Consider the following 21,708-nt stretch of genomic DNA (forward strand, 5'->3'; position numbering starts at 1 on the left):
GTTTGCAACCATCTGGTCAAACCATGTCTATTCACCGCCACGCCTCCCTCAACCGTGCCTTCTCGCTCGTCTGGAGCGACAAGTTCCAGGCGTGGGTGCCCGCTCCCGAGCGCACGCGCGCCCGCGGCAAGCGGGGCGCCACCACGCTGGCCGCCACCGTGCTCGCCACGCTGATCGGCAGCGCCTCCGCGGCCGACCCGGGCCTTCCATCCGGCGGCCAGGTCACCACCGGCAGCGCCAGCATCCAGCAGTCCGGCGCGGTCATGACGATCCGGCAGGACACGCAGGCGGCCGCCATCGACTGGCAGCGCTTCAGCATCGGCGCCGGCAACACGGTCCACTTCGTCCAGCCCTCCAGCGCCGCCGTGGCGCTCAACCGCGTGCTGGGCCAGGACCCGACGCAGATCTACGGCACGCTGCAGGCCAACGGCCAGGTGTTCCTGGTCAACCCCAACGGCATCCTCTTCGGCAAAGGCGCGCAGGTGAGCACCGCCGGCCTGCTGGCCACCACGCGGGACATCTCGACCACCGACTTCGCCAACGGCAAGTTCAGCTTCAGCGGCAACGGCACGGGCACGGTCGTGAACGAGGGCTCGCTGCGCGCGGCCCAGGGCGGCTACGTGGCGCTGATCGGCGCCCAGGTCATCAACAGCGGCAGCATCCAGGCGCCGGGGGGCGACGTGCGGCTGGCCGCGGCCGATGCGGTGTCGGTGCGCCTGAACGGCGCCGGTCTGGCCGGCTTCTCGGTGGACCGCGGCACGCTCAACGCGCTGGTGGCCAACCACGGCCTGATCCAGGCGCCGGGCGGGCGCGTGGCGCTGACGGCCGACGCGGCCGACGCCGTGGCCCGCGCGGTCGTCAACCACACCGGCATCATCGAGGCGCAGGGCGTGGACAGCAGCAACGGCGTGGTCGAGCTGCGCGGCGACGCCCGCACGGGCGAGGTCAACGTGTCGGGCCGCGTCGACGTGTCGTCCGCCGGCGGCCAGGGCGGCGCGGTGGCCGTGAGCGGCCATGCGGTCCACCTGCAGGCCGGCGCGGCGGTGGATGCCTCGGGCGCCACCGGCGGCGGCAAGGTGCGCATCGGCGGTGGCTGGCAGGGCCAGGATGCCGACATCGCCAATGCCTCGACGGTGACGATGGCACCGGGCGCCTCCATCGACGTCAGCGCCCGCCAGCAGGGCAGCGGCGGCACGGCGGTGCTCTGGTCGCAGGACTACACGGCCTTCGGCGGCAGCATCGCCGCGCGCGGCGGCGCGGGCGGCGGCGACGGCGGCAAGGTGGAGACGTCTTCCAAGGACGTACTCCAGGCCGTCGGCAGCGTGGACACCACGGCGCCGGCGGGCAAGGGCGGCGCCTGGCTGCTCGACCCGCGCAACGTGACGATCGCATCCAGCGGCGCCAGCGGAACGGCCTATTCGGCCAACTACGTGCCGGCGGCCGACTCCGTCATCCTGGCCAGCTCGATCAACGCCTCGCTCAATGCGGGCACCAGCGTCACCATCACGACGGGCACGACGGGCACCTCGGCGGGCGACATCACCGTCGCGGCGCCGATCACCGTCAACAACACGGCGTCCTACGTCGGCCCGACGCTCACGCTGCAGGCGGCCAACAACATCAACGTCAACGCCGCCATCGCCAACACCACCGACAGCGCCTATTACGGCAACCGCCTGAACGTGGTGCTCACCCCCGGTGCCACGGGCAACGTGAATTTCGGGGCGACGGGCAGCATCACCACGCGCGGCGGCAACGTCTACGTCGGCGCCTTGTCGGGCACGGGCGGCAGCGAAACGGTCACGGCCCAGGGCAACAACCTGACCATGGCGGCCGGCAGCTTCATCCAGACCAACGGCGGCATGCTCGACGCGCGGGTCAACGGCACCATCTCCCTGGCCGCCGGGAGCCTGCGCAGCAGCGGCAGTTACAGCCCCTACTACACCACCACGCCCACCGCCTTCTCGCAGCGCGGCATCGCCATCAACCTGGCCGCCGGCACCATCACCAGCACCAACACCGACCCCACGGTGGCGGACATCCGCACGCAGGTGAGCACCACGCTGCAGGCGGGCACCATCGGCAGCAGCGCCAACCCGATCAAGATCGGCACCGACACCGCCGGCGACGCCTACCAGACGCTGACGGTGAACAACACCACCGGCAGTTCCTACGTGAGCCAGATGGGCAGCAACCAGGTGTTCAGCACGGTCGCGGTCAACGTGAGTTCGCAGGCCAACAGCACGCAGGACATCCGCCTGATGGGCGACTTCGGCGGCACCGGCCACGACGGCACCGGCCACCTGCTGCTGCGCAACGATGCCAACGGCGTGCTGGCCGTCGCGACGGATGACGTGAACACCGTGGGCGCCGGCGGCCGCGCCACCAGCGTGGAGTTGTCCGCCCCCAGCATGAGCTTCGCCGACAACGCGGTGAAAACGGGCGACGGCTACTTCTCCGCATCGGGCACCACGCTCGCCAGCGCGGCGGCCGGCAACGGCGTCGCGGACATCCTCTCCGGCGACATCCGCCTGAACGCGCGGGATGTGGGCACCCAGGCACGTCCGCTGGAGCTCGCGACCACGATGGGCTACACGGACAGCAGCCTGATGGTGACCAATTCGGGCGGCTCGACCTTCCTGAAGATCGTGGATGACTCGTTCAATTACGTGAAGCTGATGAACGTCAAGGACGTCGGCACGCACCACATCCTGTACGCAGGCGGCGACCGCATCGTCTATGCGAGCGACGGCAACAACGTCGTGCTGCCCACGATCTCGGGCGGCCCCACGGACGGTTCCACCTTCTTCGCCACCAACGGCATCGACACCACGCGCACGACGTCCAAACCGCGCTACCTCGAGATGACCGCCAGTTCCGGCGGCTTCGTGCTGGGCGACAACGCGGTGAACCTGGGCGCGGGCAGCTTCTCGCTGGTCATTCCCATCTACAACGCGACCGGCATCATCGCCGCGGCCAACAGCTACAACGCCAGCGCGCCCGTTGCGCAGATCACCGCGGGCGACGTGAGCTTCAGCGTGCAGAACTATCCGACGCCGGCGGCCAGCACCATCGGCGCCGGCGGCAAGGACATCCAGATCGCGCAGGGCGCGGGCACGGGCAACAACACGCTGTCGGTGGGCACGCAGCAGGGCAACGTGGCCATCCACGAGCTGAGCCAGAACCATTTCAAGACGATCTCCCTGAGCCTGGGCTCGGCGAGCGCCGCGCAGAACGTGGCCATCGATCTGGCGGGCCCCGACGACATCAACTTCAGCGACAGCGGCAGCCTGGTCAGCGTGGACGCCACCAAGGTGAACGTGGCGGCCAACAACCGCAACTTCAGCCTGACGGCCGGCCAGCGCAGCATCCAGACCGACGGCAACTCGCTGGGCACCGGCAGCTACACGCTGAGTGCGGGCGGCAGCGCCAGCCCGTCGAGCCTCCTCAAGCTCAACGGCGACATCCGCACCATCGGCGGCGACATCACGCTGTACGGCTACGCCGGCGTGGACCTGCTGAAGTCCGTACTGGTGGACAGCAATGTGGGCCGCACCGGCATCGGCGGCACCATCTACCTGTATGGCGACTACAGCAACGCGACGTCGTCGGTCTCCTCCTCCGGCGGCAGCTATTCGCTGACGGTGGATTCCAGCTCCACCGCCGCGCAGGGCGGCTACATCTATGCGCCGAGCAACGTCGACAACCGGGCCGGCAACTACCTGTCCGGCCTGTCCTTCAATGCCACCGGCGCCACGACAGCCAGCGACAACACCGTCTCCCTGGCTTCCCGCTCCAGCGGCGCGAGCAGCATCCTGCTCAAGGGCGACTTCTCGTCGGCGGGCAATACCTACCTGGGCAACGGCAACGGCGTCACCATCGACACGGAGCAAGGCAACACCGCGTCGGCCGGCAACATCAGCTTCAGCGGCGCCAGCCTGAGATCCGGCACGTCCTACAGCACTGGCCAGACCTACTTCAACGCCTCCACGAACTTCCTCACCGGCAACGGGGGCAACGTGAGCTTGCTCGCGCAGAACAGCGCCAGCAACCCGCTGAGCCTGGCCAGCCTGCTGGTGGACACACGCAGCCCAAACGGCACCAGCGGCGACATCAGCCTGTCCGCCGTGAGCACCAGCGCGAACTACGGTGGCACCGGCAGCCAGAGTTACTACGGACGCAACATCACCCTGTACGGCGACCTGTATGCGGACGCCAGGTCCATCAGCCTCAACGGCGATGTGCGGCTGACTCGCAGCGTGAGGATGAACACCATCGGCAGCCTCGGCTCGGGCGCTGGCGGCGTGACACTCGGTGCCGTCTCGGCCACCACCACGGGCGCCGGCCTGACCATCACCACCGGTGTCGGCAACGCCAGCGGAGCGGTTGTTCTCAATGGCGGCGCGGGCATGGCCGGCGGCTACTACCTGGACAGCCTGAGCATCAACACGCGCGGCAGCATCGCCTCGGGAATCTCGCTGAACGCCGCCGTGGCCACGGAGGGCAGCCAGACTTATGCCGCCGGTGCACTGACGGCCACAGGTGGCCTGAGCACCAATGGCGGCGACATCGACCTGAGCGGCATGGCTGGCAACATGCAGACTCGCGGTAGCACCTACACCATCACCACCGACCGCGCCGGCGGCACCAACGCCGCCGGCCGGCTGCTGCTGGGCAACATCGCGCTGAACGCCAACTCCGCCGGAGCCGTCGCACTCACGATCGACACGACCGCCGACGGCGGCGGCGCCAATGCGGCACTCACCTTGAATGGCGTAGGTGGGACCACGTCCTACGGCGCCATCAATGTCGCCGCCGGCAGCGTGACGCTCAACGGCGCCATGCGCGCCTCCAGCAACGCCATCACGGTCGAGGCACGCGGCAGCGCGGCCGACCTGACCATCGCCAGCACCGGCAGCGTCACGACGACCACCGCCGGCAATGTCGTGCTGGCGGCCGGCCGCAACTTCATCAACAACAAGGGCAGCACCGGCATCTCCGCCGCAGGCCGCTACTTCGTCTACTCGACCGACCCCGCGGCCAGCACCGAAGGCATGACGGGCTACAGCAAGCACTACAACCAGGCCTATGTGGCGGGCGCCACGCCCAGCTACGCCGGCAGCGGCAACTGGTTCCTGTATTCGGTCGCGCCGGTGATCAGCGTCACGCCCAGCACCACGACCATGGTGTACGGCAGCGCCGAGCCCGCCACCACACTCGGCGCCAGCAACTACAGCGGCATGATCGACGGCGACACGCTGTCGTCCTTCACCGGTTCGCAGAGCTTCACCCTGGCGCCGGCGGGCACCCTGTCCAGCGCAGGGTTCCGCCAGGTGGGCAGCTATGCCTACACGCTCAACGGCACGCTGACGGACAGCCTGGGCTACCAGTACGCGCCCTTCGCGCAGTCGCTCACCGTCACGCCGCGCGCGCTGAACGTGAGCGGCATTTCGGCCAACAACAAGACCTACGACGGCAGTGCCGCCGCCACGCTCTCCGGCACCGCCACGGCCACGGCGCTGGCGGGCGACCTGGTCGCGATCTCGGGCACGGGAACCGGCGCCTTCGCCAATGCGAACGCGGGCGTCAACAAGGCCGTGGCCGTCAGCGGCTACACCGCCACCGGCACGGACGCCGGCAACTACCAGCTGGTGCAGCCCTCGGGCCTGACGGCCACGATCACGCCCCGGACGCTGACGGTCACGGGCTCCGGCATCGCGACCAAGACCTACGACGGCAACGCCACGGCCACCGTCAACGTGGGCACCGTCACGGGCTTCGTGGGCAGCGAGATGGTCGTCGTCAGCGCCAGCGGCAACTTCGCCGACAAGAACGTGGGCACCGCCAAGGCCGTGAGTGCCAGCTACAGCCTGGCCGATGGCAACAACGGCGGCCGGGCCGCCAACTACGTCCTGGCGGGCCAGAGCCTGAGCGGCGACATCACGGCGAAGACCATCACCGTGGCCGCGACCGGCGTCAACAAGGTCTACGACGGCACGACGGCCGCCACGGCCACCCTGGGCAGCAGCGGTGTGGTCGGCGGCGACGTGGTGAACTTCTCCGGCACCGCCAGCCTGGCCGACAAGAACGTCGGCACGGGCAAGACCGTGAGCGTCGTCGGCATCGGCGCCAGCGGTGCGGATGCCGGCAACTACCAGCTGGCCGGCACCACCGCGTCCGGCACCCTCGACGTCACGGCCAAGACCATCACCGTGGCCGCCACCGGCGTGAACAAGGTCTACGACGGCACGACGGCCGCCACGGCCAACCTGGCCAGCAGCGGCGTGGTCAATGGCGACGTCGTGAACTTCTCCGGCACCGCCAGCTTCGGCAACAAGAACGTGGGCAGCGCCAAGACCGTGAGCGTGGCCGGCATCGGCGCCAGCGGCGCGGACGCGGCCAACTACGTGCTGTCGGCCACCACCGCGACGACCGCCGCGAACGTGACGGCCAAGGCCATCACCGTGGACGCGACGGGCGTCAACAAGACCTACGACGGCACGACCGCCGCCAGCGCCACGCTGGCCAGCAGCGGCGTGATCGCGGGCGACACCGTCAACTTCGGCGGCACCGCCAGCTTCGCCAACAAGAATGCGGGCACGGCCAAGGCGGTGAACGTGGCGGGCATCAGCGCCAGCGGCACCGACGCGGGCAACTACACGCTGACCGCCACCACCGCCGCGACGACGGCGGACATTGCCGCCAAGGCCATCACCGTGGCGGCCACCGGTGTGAACAAGGTGTACGACGGCACGACCAATGCCAGCGCCAGCCTGGCCAGCAGCGGCGTGGTTTCGGGCGACGCGGTGAGCTTCACGGGCACCGCCACGCTGGCCGACAAGAACGTCGGCACCGGCAAGGCCGTGAGCGTCGCGGGCATCAGCGCTTCGGGCGTCGATGCCGGCAACTACGCCATCAACACCACCGCCAGCACCACCGCCAACGTGACGGCCAAGGCCATCACCGTGGCCGCCACCGGCGTGAACAAGGTGTACGACGGCACGACCTCGGCCAGCGCCAACCTGGCCAGCAGCGGCGTGGTGTCGGGCGACGTGGTCAACTTCTCCGGCACGGCCACGCTGGCGAACAAGAACGTCGGCACCGGCAAGGCCGTCAGCGTCGCGGGCATCGCCGCGAGCGGGGCCGACGCCGGCAACTACAGCATCAACACCACGGCCAGTACTACGGCGAACGTCACGGCCAAGGCCATCACCGTGGCAGCCACCGGCGTGAACAAGGTCTACGACGGCAGCACCGCGGCGACGGCCAACTTGGCCAGCAGCGGCGTGGTCTCGGGCGACGTGGTGAACTTCTCCGGCACCGCCACGCTGGCCGACAAGAACGTGGGCACGGGCAAGACGGTGAGCGTCGCCGGCATCGCCGCCAGCGGCACCGATGCCGCCAACTACAGCATCAACACCACCGCCGGCACCACCGCCAACGTGACGGCCAAGACCATCACCGTGGCCGCGGCCGGCGTGAACAAGGTCTACGACGGCACGACGGCCGCCAGCGCCAGCCTGAGCAGCAGCGGCGTGGTCAATGGCGACGTGGTGAACTTCAGCGGCACCGCCAGCTTTGCCGACAAGAACGTGGGCACCGCCAAGGCCGTGACCGTCGCCGGCATCGGCGCCAGCGGCACGGATGCGGGCAACTACCTGCTCTCGGGCACCACCGCCACCACGGCGGCGAATGTGACGGCCAAGGCGATCACCGTGGCCGCCGCCGGCACGAACAAGGTGTACGACGGCACCACGGCCGCGGCGGCCACGCTGTCGAGCAGCGGCGTGGTCGCGGGCGACACCGTCAACTTCGGCGGCACCGCCAGCTTCGCCAACAAGAACGTGGGCACCGGCAAGGCCGTGAGCGTGGCCGGCATCAGTGCCAGCGGCGCGGACGCGGCCAACTATGCGCTCACCGGCACGACCGCCTCGACCACGGCCGACGTGACGGCCAAGGCCATCACCGTGGCCGCCACCGGCGTCAACAAGGTGTACGACGGCAGCACCAGCGCCAGCGCCAACCTGGCCAGCAGCGGCGTGGTCTCGGGCGACGCGGTGAACTTCACCGGCACTGCCACGCTCGCCGACAAGAACGTCGGCACCGGCAAGGCCGTCAGCGTCGCGGGCATCGCCGCCAGCGGTGCCGACGCCGGCAACTACAGCATCAACACCACGGCCAGCACCACGGCGAACGTGACGGCGAAGGCCATCACCGTGGCCGCCACCGGCGTGAACAAGGTGTACGACGGCACGACCGCGGCCAGCGCCAACCTGGCCAGCAGCGGCGTGGTCGCGGGCGACGTGGTGAACTTCTCCGGCACGGCCACGCTGGCGAACAAGAACGTCGGCACCGGCAAGGCCGTGAGCGTGGCGGGCATCGCCGCCAGCGGCACCGATGCCGGCAACTACAGCATCAACACCACGGCCAGCACCACGGCCAACGTGACGGCGAAGGCCATCACCGTGGCGGCCACCGGTGTGAACAAGGTCTACGACGGCACGACCGCGGCCGGCGCCAACCTCGCCAGCAGTGGCGTGGTCTCGGGCGACGTGGTGAGCTTCACCGGCACCGCCACGCTGGCCGACAAGAACGTCGGCACCGGCAAGACCGTCAGCGTTGCGGGCATCGCCGCCAGCGGCACCGACGCGGGCAACTACAGCATCAACACCACCGCCAGCACCACGGCCGACGTGACGGCCAAGGCCATCACCGTGGCCGCTACCGGCGTCAACAAGGTGTACGACGGCACGACCGCGGCCAGCGCCAACCTGGCGAGCAGCGGCGTGGTCGCGGGCGACGTGGTGAGCTTCACCGGCACCGCCACGCTGGCCGACAAGAACGTCGGCACAGGCAAGACGGTGAGCGTCGCCGGCATCAGCGCCAGCGGCATCGATGCGGGCAACTACGCCATCAACACCACCGCCAGCACCACCGCCAACGTCACAGCCAAGGCCATCACCGTGGCCGCCGCCGGCGTGAACAAGGTCTACGACGGCACCACGGCCGCCAACGCGACGCTGTCGAGCAGCGGCGTGCTCGCGGGCGACACCGTCAATTTCGGCGGCAACGCCACCTTCGCCAACAAGAACGCCGGCACCGGCAAGACCGTGAGCGTGGCCGGCATCAGCGCCAGCGGCAGCGATGCGGCCAACTACGCCCTGACGGCCACCACGGCGACGACGACGGCGGACATCGCCACCAAGGCCATCACCGTGGCCGCGACCGGCGTGAACAAGGTCTACGACGGCAGCACCGCGGCGACGGCCAACCTCGCCAGCAACGGCGTGGTCTCGGGCGACGTGGTGAATTTCACCGGCACCGCCACGCTGGCCGACAAGAACGTCGGCACGGGCAAGGCCGTGAGTGTGGCCGGCATCAGTGCCAGTGGCACCGATGCCGCCAACTACGCCATCAACACCACGGCCAGCACCACGGCCGACGTGACGGCCAAGGCCATCACCGTGGCCGCCACCGGCGTGAACAAGGTCTACGACGGCGCTACCAGCGCCACGGCCAACCTCGCCAGCAACGGCATCGTGGCCGGCGACCTGGTGAACTTCACCGGCACCGCGACGCTCGCCGACAAGAACGTGGGCACCGGCAAGACGGTGAGCGTGGCCGGCATCAGCGCCAGCGGCACCGATGCCGCCAACTACGCCATCAACACCACGGCCAGCACCACCGCCAACGTCACTGCCAAGGCCATCACCGTGGCCGCCACCGGCGTGAACAAGGTGTACGACGGTTCCACCGCTGCCGCGGCCAACCTCGCCAGCAGCGGCGTGGTCTCGGGTGACGTGGTGAACTTCACCGGCACCGCCACGCTGGCCGACAAGAACGTCGGCGCCGGCAAGGCCGTCAGCGTCGCGGGCATCAGCGCTTCGGGCGTCGATGCAGGCAACTACGCCATCAACACCACCGCCAGCACCACCGCCAACGTGACGGCCAAGGCCATCACCGTCGCCGCGACCGGCGTGAACAAGGTGTACGACGGCACGACCGCGGCCAGCGCCAACCTGGCGAGCAGCGGCGTGGTCTCGGGCGACGCGGTGAGCTTCACCGGCACCGCCACGCTGGCCGACAAGAACGTCGGCACCGGCAAGACCGTGAGCGTCGCAGGCATCAGCGCTTCGGGCGTCGATGCGGGCAACTACGCCATCAACACCACGGCCAGCACCACGGCCAACGTGACGGCCAAGGCCATCACCGTGGCCGCGGCCGGCGTGAACAAGGTGTACGACGGCAGCACGGCTGCCAACGCGACGCTGTCGAGCAGCGGCGTGCTCGCGGGCGACACCGTCAATTTCGGCGGCACGGCCACCTTCGCCAACAAGAACGTGGGCACCGGCAAGGCCGTGAGCGTGGTCGGCATCGGCGCCAGCGGCGCGGATGCGGGCAACTACGTGCTCACGGGCACGACCGCCTCGACCACGGCCGACGTGGCGGCGAAGGCCATCGCGGTGGCCGCCACCGGCGTGAACAAGGTGTACGACGGGTCGACCGCCGCCAGCGCCAACCTGGCCAGCAACGGCGTGGTCGCCGGCGACGTGGTGAACTTCAACGGCACCGCAACGCTCGCCGACAAGAACGTGGGCACCGGCAAGGCCGTGAGCGTCGCGGGCATCACCGCCAGCGGAACGGATGCCGGCAACTACACCATCAACACCACGGCCACCACCTCGGCGGACGTGGCGGCCAAGGCCATCACGGTGGCTGCCGCGGGTGTCAACAAGGTGTACGACGGTTCCACCAGCGCCACGGCCAATCTCGCCAGCAATGGCGTCGTGGCGGGTGACGCGGTGAGCTTCAGTGGCACCGCCACCCTGGCCGACAAGAACGTGGGCACCGGCAAGACGGTGAGCGTGGCAGGCATCAATGCCAGCGGCACGGATGCCGGCAACTACACCTTCAACACCACCGCCAGCACCACCGCCGACGTGACGGCCAAGGCCATCACCGTCGCGGCCACCGGCGTCAACAAGGTGTACGACGGCGCCACCGCTGCCACGACCAACCTGACCAGCAGCGGCGTCGTCGCGGGCGACACGGTGAGCTTCACCGGCACCGCCACGCTGGTCGACAAGAACGTGGGCACGGGCAAGACGGTGAGCGTGGCAGGCATCCGCGCCAGCGGTGCCGATGCCGGCAACTACGCGATCAACACCACCGCCAGCACCACGGCCGACGTGACGGCCAAGTCCATCACCGTCGCGGCCACGGGCGTGAACAAGGTGTACGACGGCAGCACCAGTGCCACCGCCAACCTCGCCAGCAACGGCATCGTGGCCGGCGACGGGGTGAGCTTCACCGGCACCGCGACGCTCGCCGACAAGAACGTCGGCACGGGCAAGACGGTCAGCGTGGCCGGCATCCGCGCCAGCGGCACCGATGCGGGCAACTACGCCATCAACACCACGGCCAGCACCACCGCCGACGTGACGGCCAAGGCCATCACCGTCGCGGCCACGGGCGTGAACAAGGTGTACGACGGCGCCACCAGCGCCACCGCCAACCTGGCCAGCAACGGCATCGTGGCCGGCGACGTGGTGAACTTCACCGGCACCGCGACGCTCGCCGACAAGAACGTCGGCACGGGCAAGACGGTGAGCGTGGCCGGCATCACGGCCAGCGGCAGCGATGCGGGCAACTACGCCATCAACACCTCGGCCACCACCAAGGCGGATGTGCTGGCCAAGTCCATCACCGTGGCCGCCACCGGCGTGGGCAAGGTGTACGACGGCACGGCCGCCGCCAGTGCCAACCTCGCCAGCAGCGGCGTGGTGGCGGGCGACAGCGTGAGCTTCACCGGCAACGCCAGCTTCGCCGACAAGAATGCCGGCCTGGGCAAGGCCATCGGCGTGACCGGCATTGCCGCCGCCGGCGCCGATGCCCGGAACTACGTGCTGGCCGCGACCACGGCCGCGACCACGGCGGACATCGCCGCCAAGGCCATCACCGTGGCAGCGACGGGCGTCAACAAGGTCTACGACGGCAGCACCGCGGCGACGGCCGACCTGGCCAGCAACGGCATCGTGGCCGGTGACGTGGTGAGCTTCAACGGCACCGCGACGCTCGCCGACAAGAACGTGGGCACCGGCAAGACGGTCAGCGTGGCGGGCATCACCGCCAGCGGTGCCGATGCCGGCAACTACGCCATCAACACCACGGCCAGCACCACGGCCGACGTGGCCGCCAAGGCCATCACCGTCGCGGCCACCGGCGTGGGCAAGGTCTACGACGGCAGCACCGCGGCGACGGCCGACCTGGCCAGCAACGGCGTCGTGGCGGGTGACGTGGTGAGCTTCACCGGCACCGCCACCCTGGCCGACAAGAACGTCGGCACCGGCAAGACGGTCAGCGTCGCCGGCATCCGCGCCAGCGGCGCCGACGCGGGCAACTACGCCATCAACACCACGGCGGCCACCACGGCGGATGTCACGGCCAAGTCCATCACCGTGGCCGCCACCGGCGTGAACAAGGTGTACGACGGCAGCACGGACGCCAGCGTGGCCCTGGCCAGCGGCGGCGTGGTGGCCGGCGACAGCCTGAGCTTCAGCGGCACGGCGCGCTTCGCCGACAAGAACGCCGCCGCCGGCAAGGCCGTGAGCGTGACGGGCATCGCGGCCAGCGGTGCGGACGCCGGCAACTACAGGCTGAGCAGCACCACCGCCACGACGAGCGCCGACGTGGCCGCCAAGACCATCGCCGTGGCCGCCGCGGGCGTGGACAAGGTCTACGACGGCAGCACCGCCGTGGCCGTGCGCCTGAGCCCCTCCGGCGTCGTCGCCGGCGACAGCGTGGCCGCCACCGGCAATGCCGTGCTGGCCGACCGCGATGCCGGCACCGGCAAGGCGGTGACCGTCACGGGCATCACCCTGCTGGGCGCCGACGCGGCCAACTACCGCACGGCCGGCAATGCCACCACCACCGCCGACGTCAACCCGCGGCCGCTGCTGGTGGCCCTGCAGGGCACGGTGGCGAAGGCGCAGGACGGCGGCACCGCCGCGAGCCTGGACAGCAGCAACTACGCCATCGGCAATCTGGTGCTCGGCGACTTCATCCGCGTCGTCCAGCCCCAGGGCCGCTATGCCGATGCGTCCACGGGCACGGGCAAGGCGGTGTACGCCACGCTTTCCGCCGGCGACTACCGCGCGGACGGCACCACCCGGCTGGCCAACTACAGGCTCTACACCGGCGAGGTGGTCGGCGCCGTCGGCACCGTGCAGGACGCGACCACCACGACGCCGAGCTATGCGTCGGCCGTCAATTCGGCCTACACCGCGGCCAGCGTGCCGACGCCCGGTATCGAAAGCCAGGTGAGCCAGGGCAGCGACGAAGGCGGCAACCGCCAGGGCACCGCCCAGGCCCGCCAGGCCACCGTCGTCAGCACCAACACGGCGGAGAACCTGCTGCAGCGCCGCACCTTCAGCGTGGCGGACGGCGGCATCCGCCTGCCCGCCGGCGTGCGCGGTTCCGACCGCGACGCGCCGCAGTGAGCCCCCGCCCCCTTCCACGGATTTCCCGACTGTCTTCGCCATGAGCCATTCCTTCAGCGCCGCCCCCAGCGCCACCCTTTCGCGTGTCGGCCGCGCCGTCCTCGTCACCCTCGCGGCCGCGGCCGCCCTGCCCGCTCTGGCACAGCCCGTGGCGCCGCCAGATGCGGGCCAGGTGCTGCGCGAGTTGCGCCCGCCCATCGACGTGCCGCCGCGCGGCAGTGCCACCCTCACGGTGCCGGCCGACACGGACACCAGCGCCGACATCGGTCAGCGCTTCCTGGTCCGCCAGATCCGCGTGGACGGCGTGCGCGAGCTGAACGCGGCCGAGGTGCATGCCCTGGTGGCGCCGCTGGAAGGCACCCAGGCCAGCCTGGGCGCCCTGCGCCAGGGCGCCCAGCGCATCACCCAGTTCTACCGCCAGCACGGCTACATCGTGGCCCGCGCCTTCGTGCCGGCCCAGCAGGTGGCCGACGGCGTGGTCACCATCACCGTGCTCGAGAGCGAACTCACCGCCTTCAGCTTCGACAACCGCAGCCAGGTGCGCACCGACGTGCTGGCCGGCTTCGTCGAGGCCCAGGGCCTGGTCGGCAAGCCCATCGTGGCCGACGCCATGGACCGCACCCTGCTGTTGCTGTCGGACCTGCCTGGCGTGGGCAACGTCAGCGGCAACCTCAAGCCCGGCGCGCGCGTGGGCACGTCGGACCTGGTGGTCGAGGCCGAGCCCGGCAAGCGGGTCGATGGCGACCTTTCGCTCGACAACCACGGCAACCGCTACACCGGCCAGAACCGCGCCAATGCGCGCGTGACCTTCAACAGCCTGACCGGCATCGGCGACCGGCTGGACCTGCGGGGCACCGCCTCCGACCAGGACCTGCTGTCCGGCCGCATCGCCTACGACCTGCCGCTGGGCCGCAACGGCCTGCGCGGCGGCGTGGCGCTGAGCACCACCCGCTACGAGCTGGGCCGCGAATTCGCCAACCTGGATGCGAGCGGCACGGCCAACACCGCCAGCGCCTACGCCAGCTGGCCGCTGCTGCGCGGGCTGAACCAGAACGTGTGGCTGGCCGGCTCGGTCGAGGCGCGCAACCTGCGCGACCGCGTGGGCCTGACGTCCTCGCAGACCGACAAGAAGGCCCGGGTCGGCACGCTGGAAGCCTACGGCGACCTGGCCGACGCCCTGGGCGGTGGCGGCTACAGCACCTGGCGCGTGGCCGCCACGGCCGGCCGCCTCGACATCGACACGCCCGCGGCCGCCGCCTTCGACGCCGCCGGGCCGCGTGCCGCCGGCGGCTATTCCAAGCTGCAGCTCGGCGCCAGCCGGCTGCAGGCCCTGCCGGCCGGTTTCACCTTCGCCGTGCAGGCTTCGGGCCAGATGGCACGCAAGAACCTGGACTCGTCCGAAAAGTTCGTCGTCGGCGGCGCCTACGGCGTGCGTGCCTATCCGCAGGGCGAAGGCGTGGGCGACGACGGCTGGCTGCTCAACCTGGAACTACGCCACGACGTGGTGCCCGGCGTGCAGGCGATGGTGTTCTACGACGCGGGCGGCGCCCGCTTCAGCCACGACCCCTACGCGGCCGGCCGCAACCACCAGACGCTGCGCGGCTACGGCGTGGGCCTGCAGGGCCAGTGGAAGGACTTCTATGCCCGCACCAGCATCGCCTGGCGCGAAGGCGATGCGCCGCTGACCGCCCCCGACCGCCGTCCGCGCCTCTGGCTGGCCGGCGGCTGGCGCTTCTGAGGGCCCCGGCGCGCGACGCCGCGCCGTGGCGGCGCAGGCATGTGTCATGCCGGTGCCCTACAGTGCCGCGCACCCTCGTCACATGACCGCGCCACCATGTCTGCCCTGCCCCTCCGCCTGCCGTCCCACCTCGCCCTCGTGGCGCTGGCCGCCGCGCTCGCCGCACTTCCCGCGCATGCGCGGCTGCGGGAGTCGCAGATGGACGTGCCGGTCGAAGTGGTCGACGCCTACGGCAAGGCCGTTGCCCAGCCCATCCGCGTCACCGTGTGGTCCGACGACGCCAACCCGACGCCGGCGCCCGTGCTGGTGCTCGGCCACGGCCGCTCCGCCCATGCCGACCAGCGCGCGGGCCTGGGGCGGGTGCGTCTTTCGGAGGCGTCGGCCTTTTTCGTGCGACGTGGCTTCATCGTGGCGGTGCCCACGCGCATCGGCTACGGCGTGAGCGGCGGGGAGGACGTGGAGGACAGCGGCACCTGCCAGGACAAGAACTACCCGCCCGGCTACAGCGCGGCGGCCCGGCAGACGCTGCAGGTGCTCGATGCCGTGCGCGCCCGGCCCGATGCCGCCAAGGACCGGGCCGTGGTGATGGGCCAGTCCTACGGCGGCACCACCGCCATCGCCGTGGGCGCGCTGCAGCCCGCCGGGGTGCAGGCGGTGATCAACTTCGCTGGCGGCGGTGGCGGCAACCCGCAGACCCAGCCGGGCCGGCCCTGCGCGCCGCAGCGGCTGGAACGGCTGTTCGCCCACTACGGCGCCACGCTGCGCATGCCCTCGCTCTGGCTCTACACCGAGAACGACCGGTACTTCGGCGCCACCTATCCGCAGGCCTGGTTCGCCGCCTTTCGCGCCGCCGGAGGCACCGGCGAGTTCACCCGGTTTCCGCCGCAGGGCGAGGACGGGCACCTGACCTTCTCCCGCGCCCCGCAGATCTGGCAGCCGCGCGTGGCGGCGTTTCTGGAGCAGCACGGATTTCCTGCACCAGCGTCCGCCACCCCCGCGCCTGACGCGGCCGAACCCCGGCCGGTCGGCGAAGACCGCTGAACCTGCCGCAGCCGGCCCGCGCGTGGGACAACGCCGCCTGGGGCAGGGTCCCCGGTCCTACCCGCCTTGGGCGCGATGGCGCCAGTCCGCCCCGGTCTCGGGCCCGCATGCTCAGCGGCGATGAAAGATTTCCGCGAGACCGTGATGCGATCCACCTCCTCTTCCAACCTTGTCGCCATTGCCGATGCCGGCGCAAGCCGCCGCCGCGCGCTCGCGACGCTGATGGCCGGCTGTGCCATGGCTGCCGCGCCGCTGCTGCATGCCCAGCCCAACAGCAAGGACCCGGACGATGCCACCCTGCGCGGCGACATGAGCAATGGCGACCGCGTGTTCATGCGCTCCGCGGGCGGCCTGCTCGCCCGCGACCGGCAGATCGGCGAACTGGGCATGAAGCGCTTCCAAAAGCGGGAGCTGCGCGAATGGGCCGGCCAGCTCAAGAACAAGTCGGACGCCCTCTACCGCGACATCACCGACTTCGCCGAACGCCACAAGACCAACCTGCCCCTGGACATGTCGGAAGAATCGCGGCGCATGGTCGACCGCGTGGCCGAAAGCAAAGGCGCGCAGTTCGACCGCGACATGGTGCGCACGGTGCGCGCACTGCTGGAAGAGCAGGTGCGCATCTTCCGCAAATCGGCCGAAGACGCCGAGGACAAGCAGGTGGCGGCCCTGGCCCAGCGCGCCTCCGACGAGCGCAGCGAACTGGTCAAGTCGCTGGACCGCATCGCGCCGCGCAACGCCGGCGGCCAATGAAAAAGCCCGGTCGGTCCGAGGACCGCCGGGCGAAGTCGCAGCAAGGGAGCTGCGAGGAGACTCTGCATATCTAGCATGAACCGGGCCAGCGCCTGCGCACCTACACCGCCCGCGCACGCCCGCCGACGGTCGCGCCCTGTGCCCAGGGGCAACATCGCCCGATGCAAGACACCAAGGCGCACGCCGTGATGGACAGCCCGGCCCCCTCAGGCACCGAATCGGCGCCTGCGCGCCCACACGGCGGGCACGGCCGCACCGAAAGCCGCTGGACGCGCCTGTGGCCCGTGGTCCGTCGCTGGGCGGTCCCGGTGCTGGGCCTGCTGGTGCTGGCGATGCTGATTTCGCATGCACACAAGATCGACTGGGCCGGCGCCTGGGCCGCCCTTAAGCGCTATCCCGCACTGGTGCTCGCCGAAGCCGCCATCCTGGCGCTGGGCAGTCATGCGCTGTACGGCTGCTTCGACCTGACCGGCCGGCGGCACACCGGTCATCGGTTGCCCGTGTGGCGCACATGGGCCATCGCGGTCGCCAGTTATGGCTTCAACCTCAACCTGGGCTCGCTGGTCGGCGGCGTGGCGCTGCGCGCGCGCCTCTATGCCCGGGCGGGTCTGGACGAAACCAAGGTGGGCCAGATCATCGCCATGAGCCTCAGCACCAACTGGCTGGGCTACGGCCTGGTCGCCGGGGCACTGTTCTCCTCCGGCATGCTGGAGTTGCCGGCCTCGGTGCCCCTGTCCAACGGTGCCCTGCAAGCCATCGGCGTCGTGCTGATGCTGCTGCCGGCCGCCTACCTGCTGGCCTGCCTGCGCTGGCACGGCAAGAACTGGACCGTGCGGGGCAAGCCGGTCCACCTGCCGACGCCGCAACTCGCCCTGGTGCAGCTGGCCTTGTCCACCGCCAACTGGAGCCTGATGGGCACGCTGATGTACCTGCTGCTGGGCGGTGCCGTGCCCTATGCGCACGTGCTGGGTGTGTTGCTCGCCGCGTCGGTCGTGGGGGTGTGCATGCCCATCCCGGCCGGGCTGGGCGTGCTCGAAGCGGTGTACCTGGCCCTGCTGTCGGGCAGCGTGCCGCAGGGCAGGCTGATGGGTGCGGTGCTGGCCTATCGCGCGCTGTACTACCTGCTGCCGCTGGCCATCGCGCTGGGCCTGTACGCCTACCTGGAGAAGACCGCCGACGCCGCGCGGGAGGCCTCGGCGGCCGCTTAAGCCTGCGTTGGAACGGCCGACTCGCCGCCCGCCGGCGCGGGGTGGATCTGCACGGTGAGGATGCGCTTCCCGTCCACCGCCACCACCTGAAGCTGCCAGCCATCGTGCAGCACCGCCTCGCCCACGGCGGGCATGCGGCCCAGCTGGGCGAGTACGTAGCCCGCTACCGAGGTGTGGCTGTCGTCCTCGCTCACCAGACCGTCGGTTTCCAGCAGCCGCTGGACCTGGTGGATGTCGGCAGTGCCGGCCACGCGCCAGCCGCCGTCGGGCAGCGCTTCGATTTCGGGCGACTCGTCCTCGTCCGGGAACTCGCCGGCGATGGCTTCGAGCACGTCGAACGGCGTGAGCAGGCCGGTGAGCGTGCCGTATTCGTCGTTGACCAGCACCAGCTGGCCCTTCGCCTGGCGCAGCACGTCGATCGCGTGCGTGACGCCGGCGCTTTCGGGCAGATGGATGGGCGTGCGCAGGTGATCGCCCTCCTGCGCGATGTGGCCCTGCGCGACGAGCACGGCCAGCAGCTCGGTGGCGCGTCCCACGCCCACCACCGCGTCGAGGCTGCCGCGGCACACCGGCAGCAGGCTGTGGGGCGAACCCAGCAGGCGCTCGCGGACGGCGTCGGGCGCTTCTTCCAGATCGACCCACGACACGTCGGCGCGCGGCGTCATGATGCTGCGCACGCTGCGCTCGGCCAGCGACAGCACGCCGCTGACCATGCGCCGCTCCTCGGGCGCGAAGGCCGGCGCGTCGGCCAGCGCCGCTTGCGCATCGGAGTGCGACTCCGCGGCCTGCAGCCGGCGGCCGCCACCCAGCAGCCGCAGCACCGATTCCGCCGTGCGCTCGCGCAGCGGCCGCAGGGCCTGCTGGCGGGCCTGGTTGCGGCGCGCCAGCTGGTTCAGCATCTCGATGCCGATCGAGAAGCCGATGGCGGCATAGAGGTAGCCCTTGGGCAGGTGGAAGCCTAAACCCTCGGCCACCAGCGTGAGGCCGATCATCAACAGGAAGCTCAGGCACAGCACCACCACCGTGGGATGTGCGTTGACGAAACGCGTGAGCGGCCTGGCGGCCAGCAGCATGACGCCGATGGAGATGACGACGGCGGCCATCATGACCGGCAGTTCGTCGACCATGCCGACCGCGGTGATGACCGCATCGAGCGAGAACACGGCATCCAGCACCACGATCTGCGCCACCACCAGGCCGAAGCCGGCATAGGCCGGATTGGCGCTGGCACGGTGCTCCACGCCCTCCAGCCGCTCGTGCAGCTCGGACGTGGCCTTGAACAGCAGGAAGAGGCCGCCCAGCAGCAGGATCAGGTCGCGGCCCGAGAAGCTCAGCGGGCCCAGCGAGAACAGCGGCTGCGTGAGCGTGACCAGCCACGACACCACCGACAGCAGGCCCAGCCGCATGACGAGCGCCAGCGACAGGCCGATGACCCGCGCCCGCTCGCGCTGGTGCGGCGGCAGCTTCTCGGCCAGGATGGCAATGAAGATGAGGTTGTCGATGCCGAGGACGATCTCCAGCACCACCAGGGTGAGCAGTCCGGCCCAGGCGGCCGGGTCGGTGAGCAGCTCGATCATGAGCGCGCCCCCAGGGCATCTGCGGCCGCAGCAAGGCGCAGCGTGACCCGGCCGGCAGCGGCAGGGCCGGCACGGTGCGGTCTCGAAAGCGGGAGGAAGGAATCGTGCCGGCGGGGCACGGAAGGGCTGGCGCAGGCCAGCAACGGACTGGGAGGCTCGGAGGCGTCGATGGACATCTGCCGGCCAGTCTAGCGGCCCCGCGCGAGCGCATCGCGCAAAGCCGGCCGGGTGCGAGGGATATCGGTGCCGGGGCGCCGCCGCCCGGAAACGCGCTTCAGCAGCGGGTCTGCGCGATGGGCAGGGGGCGGCAGACGTCCATGTCCGCCGCCGGCCCGGCATCGCCGTCGCCGTCGCCGGCCGACCGCAGCACCAGCCACGTGCCCTGCACGGCCGCGGCCTGCCCTGCGGCCAGCCAGGGCAGGCCCGGCGCGTCGGGCAGGCGCTGCGCGACCAGCAGGGCGTTGGCCTCGCCGCCTGGTGCCGGTGCATGCGCGCCGGTGTGGACCGCCACCGGCGCTTCGATCCAGCGCAAGGACGCCTGCTGCACCCGGCAGACCCAGCGCGACAGGTTGCGCAGATGCGGCCGCATGCGCGCGCTGGCGGGCGTCGGATGCGACAGCAGCCGCAGGTACGGCGCACTCTGCAGCACCTGCGCGTCGTGCAGCGCATACAGCGTGAGAAAGCGCGGCCGGCTGCGGCGACCATCCGCCTCGAAACGCCGCGCGCCGAGCATGCCGGGCACCGTCAGGCGTTCGGGCACATGCTCGTTGGCATGCCAGTCCTCATAGTCGGCGGCGACCTCTTCATCGACGTCGTTCCACAGCGCGAGCACCGCGCCGGCGCCGGCCAGCCAGTCAGGCCTGGACATGCCCGGGCGCCAGCAGCACCTTGCAGGCCCGCTTGCCATGGGCCAGCGCGAAGCCTTCGGCAGCCTGCGACAGCGGCAGCACATGGCTGACCATGGGCCGCAGCACCGGCGCCAGTTCCTGCATCAGCGCGAGCGCGAGCGGCCAGTCCGATTCCGGCGGGCGGAAGGAGCCGCGCAGCTGGTGCTGGTTGCGCACCAGCGGCGTCAGGTCCAGCGTGAGCGGCCGGGCGTGGATGCCGGTGACCACCACCACGCCGTTGCGCCGCAGCAGCGGCAGGGCCTCGGCAATGGTCTCGGGCACGCCGGTGGCCTCGAACACGACGTCGAAGCGCTCGCCGTGCAGGAAGGGCCGCACGCCATCGGCCAGGCTGCCGCCGGCCACGTCCACCAGCTGGTCGAAACCCATGCGGCGCAACGCCGCGAGGCGCACGGCGTCGTCATGGCCGCTCACCACGACCTGCCGGGCACCCGCGCGCCGGGCCAGCGCCGCGATGCCCTGGCCGATGGTGCCTGGGCCCATCACCAGCACCCGCGCGCCCGCCACGTCGCCGGCGATGCGCAGGGCCTGCATGGCGATGGTGAGCGGCTCGGTCAGCGCCGCGAGTTCGTCGTCCACGCCCTCGGGCACCGGCACGCAGTTGCGCAGCGGCACCCGCACCCAGTCGGCAAAAGCGCCGTCGCGCGTCATGCCGATGCCGCGGCGCTGCTCGCAGCGGTCGAAGTCCGCGGCCGTGCACGCGGCGCAGCTGCCGCAGGTGACGGAGGGCCGCACCACCACGCGCCGGCCGGCCAGCGGCCCGGTCTGCGCCACCCCCACGAATTCGTGGCCGATGGTCACGGGCAGCGCCGGCGCGATGAAGGCATAGCTGGACGTCCAGTCGTCCACGTGCAGGTCGCTGCCGCAGATGCCGGTCGCGCGCACGCGCACCAGCACCTCGTCGGCATCGCCGGGCGGCAGGGCCGGGGCGGGCACCTCCACCAGTTCCAGGCCGGCCTCGGGCCGGGTCTTTCTCAGGGCTTGCAT

The 21,708-nt window shown here is 70.9% G+C and carries 8 protein-coding genes; 5 read left to right on the forward strand and 3 right to left on the reverse strand.

Features of this window, described 5'->3' with window-relative positions:
- The first annotated feature begins 23 nt into the window (after positions 1–23).
- From NS331_RS01275 to NS331_RS01295, 5 genes are all read left to right on the forward strand, one after another.
- Positions 24–13,499 (forward strand): YDG domain-containing protein, encoded by a 13,476-nt coding sequence (locus tag NS331_RS01275; RefSeq protein ID WP_058640212.1) that lies wholly within the window; start codon positions 24–26, stop codon positions 13,497–13,499.
- A gap of 40 nt (positions 13,500–13,539) precedes the next feature.
- Complete coding sequence (locus NS331_RS01280) at positions 13,540–15,237, forward strand: ShlB/FhaC/HecB family hemolysin secretion/activation protein (RefSeq protein ID WP_058640213.1); 1,698 nt, start codon at positions 13,540–13,542, stop codon at positions 15,235–15,237.
- 96 nt (positions 15,238–15,333) lie between these two features.
- A complete protein-coding gene (locus NS331_RS01285; protein ID WP_153012699.1) occupies positions 15,334–16,278 on the forward strand; it encodes an alpha/beta hydrolase family protein in 945 nt (314 codons plus the stop codon).
- 144 nt (positions 16,279–16,422) lie between these two features.
- On the forward strand, positions 16,423–17,031 hold the full coding sequence (locus NS331_RS01290) for a DUF4142 domain-containing protein (protein WP_193758024.1): 609 nt from the start codon (positions 16,423–16,425) through the stop codon (positions 17,029–17,031).
- A gap of 161 nt (positions 17,032–17,192) precedes the next feature.
- Positions 17,193–18,239 (forward strand): lysylphosphatidylglycerol synthase domain-containing protein, encoded by a 1,047-nt coding sequence (locus NS331_RS01295; protein WP_242873614.1) that lies wholly within the window; start codon positions 17,193–17,195, stop codon positions 18,237–18,239.
- On the opposite strand, the gene NS331_RS01300 is transcribed toward NS331_RS01295, so the two are convergent.
- The 3 genes from NS331_RS01300 to NS331_RS01310 all read right to left on the reverse strand — a co-directional run bounded on the left by NS331_RS01300 (position 18,236) and on the right by NS331_RS01310 (position 21,708).
- Positions 18,236–19,813 (reverse strand): TerC family protein, encoded by a 1,578-nt coding sequence (locus tag NS331_RS01300; protein ID WP_058640233.1) that lies wholly within the window; start codon positions 19,811–19,813, stop codon positions 18,236–18,238. The genes NS331_RS01295 and NS331_RS01300 overlap by 4 nt on opposite strands.
- A 277-nt stretch (positions 19,814–20,090) precedes the next feature.
- Positions 20,091–20,684 (reverse strand): DUF4286 family protein, encoded by a 594-nt coding sequence (locus tag NS331_RS25950; RefSeq protein ID WP_058640215.1) that lies wholly within the window; start codon positions 20,682–20,684, stop codon positions 20,091–20,093.
- Positions 20,671–21,708: a zinc-dependent alcohol dehydrogenase gene (locus NS331_RS01310; RefSeq protein WP_058640216.1), complete on the reverse strand. Its 1,038-nt coding sequence runs from the start codon at positions 21,706–21,708 to the stop codon at positions 20,671–20,673. Before NS331_RS01310 ends, NS331_RS25950 begins: the two co-directional genes overlap by 14 nt.

The sequence above is a fragment of the Pseudacidovorax intermedius genome (assembly GCF_001476815.1).
GTDB classification, from domain to species: Bacteria; Pseudomonadota; Gammaproteobacteria; order Burkholderiales; family Burkholderiaceae_C; genus Xenophilus; species Xenophilus intermedius_A.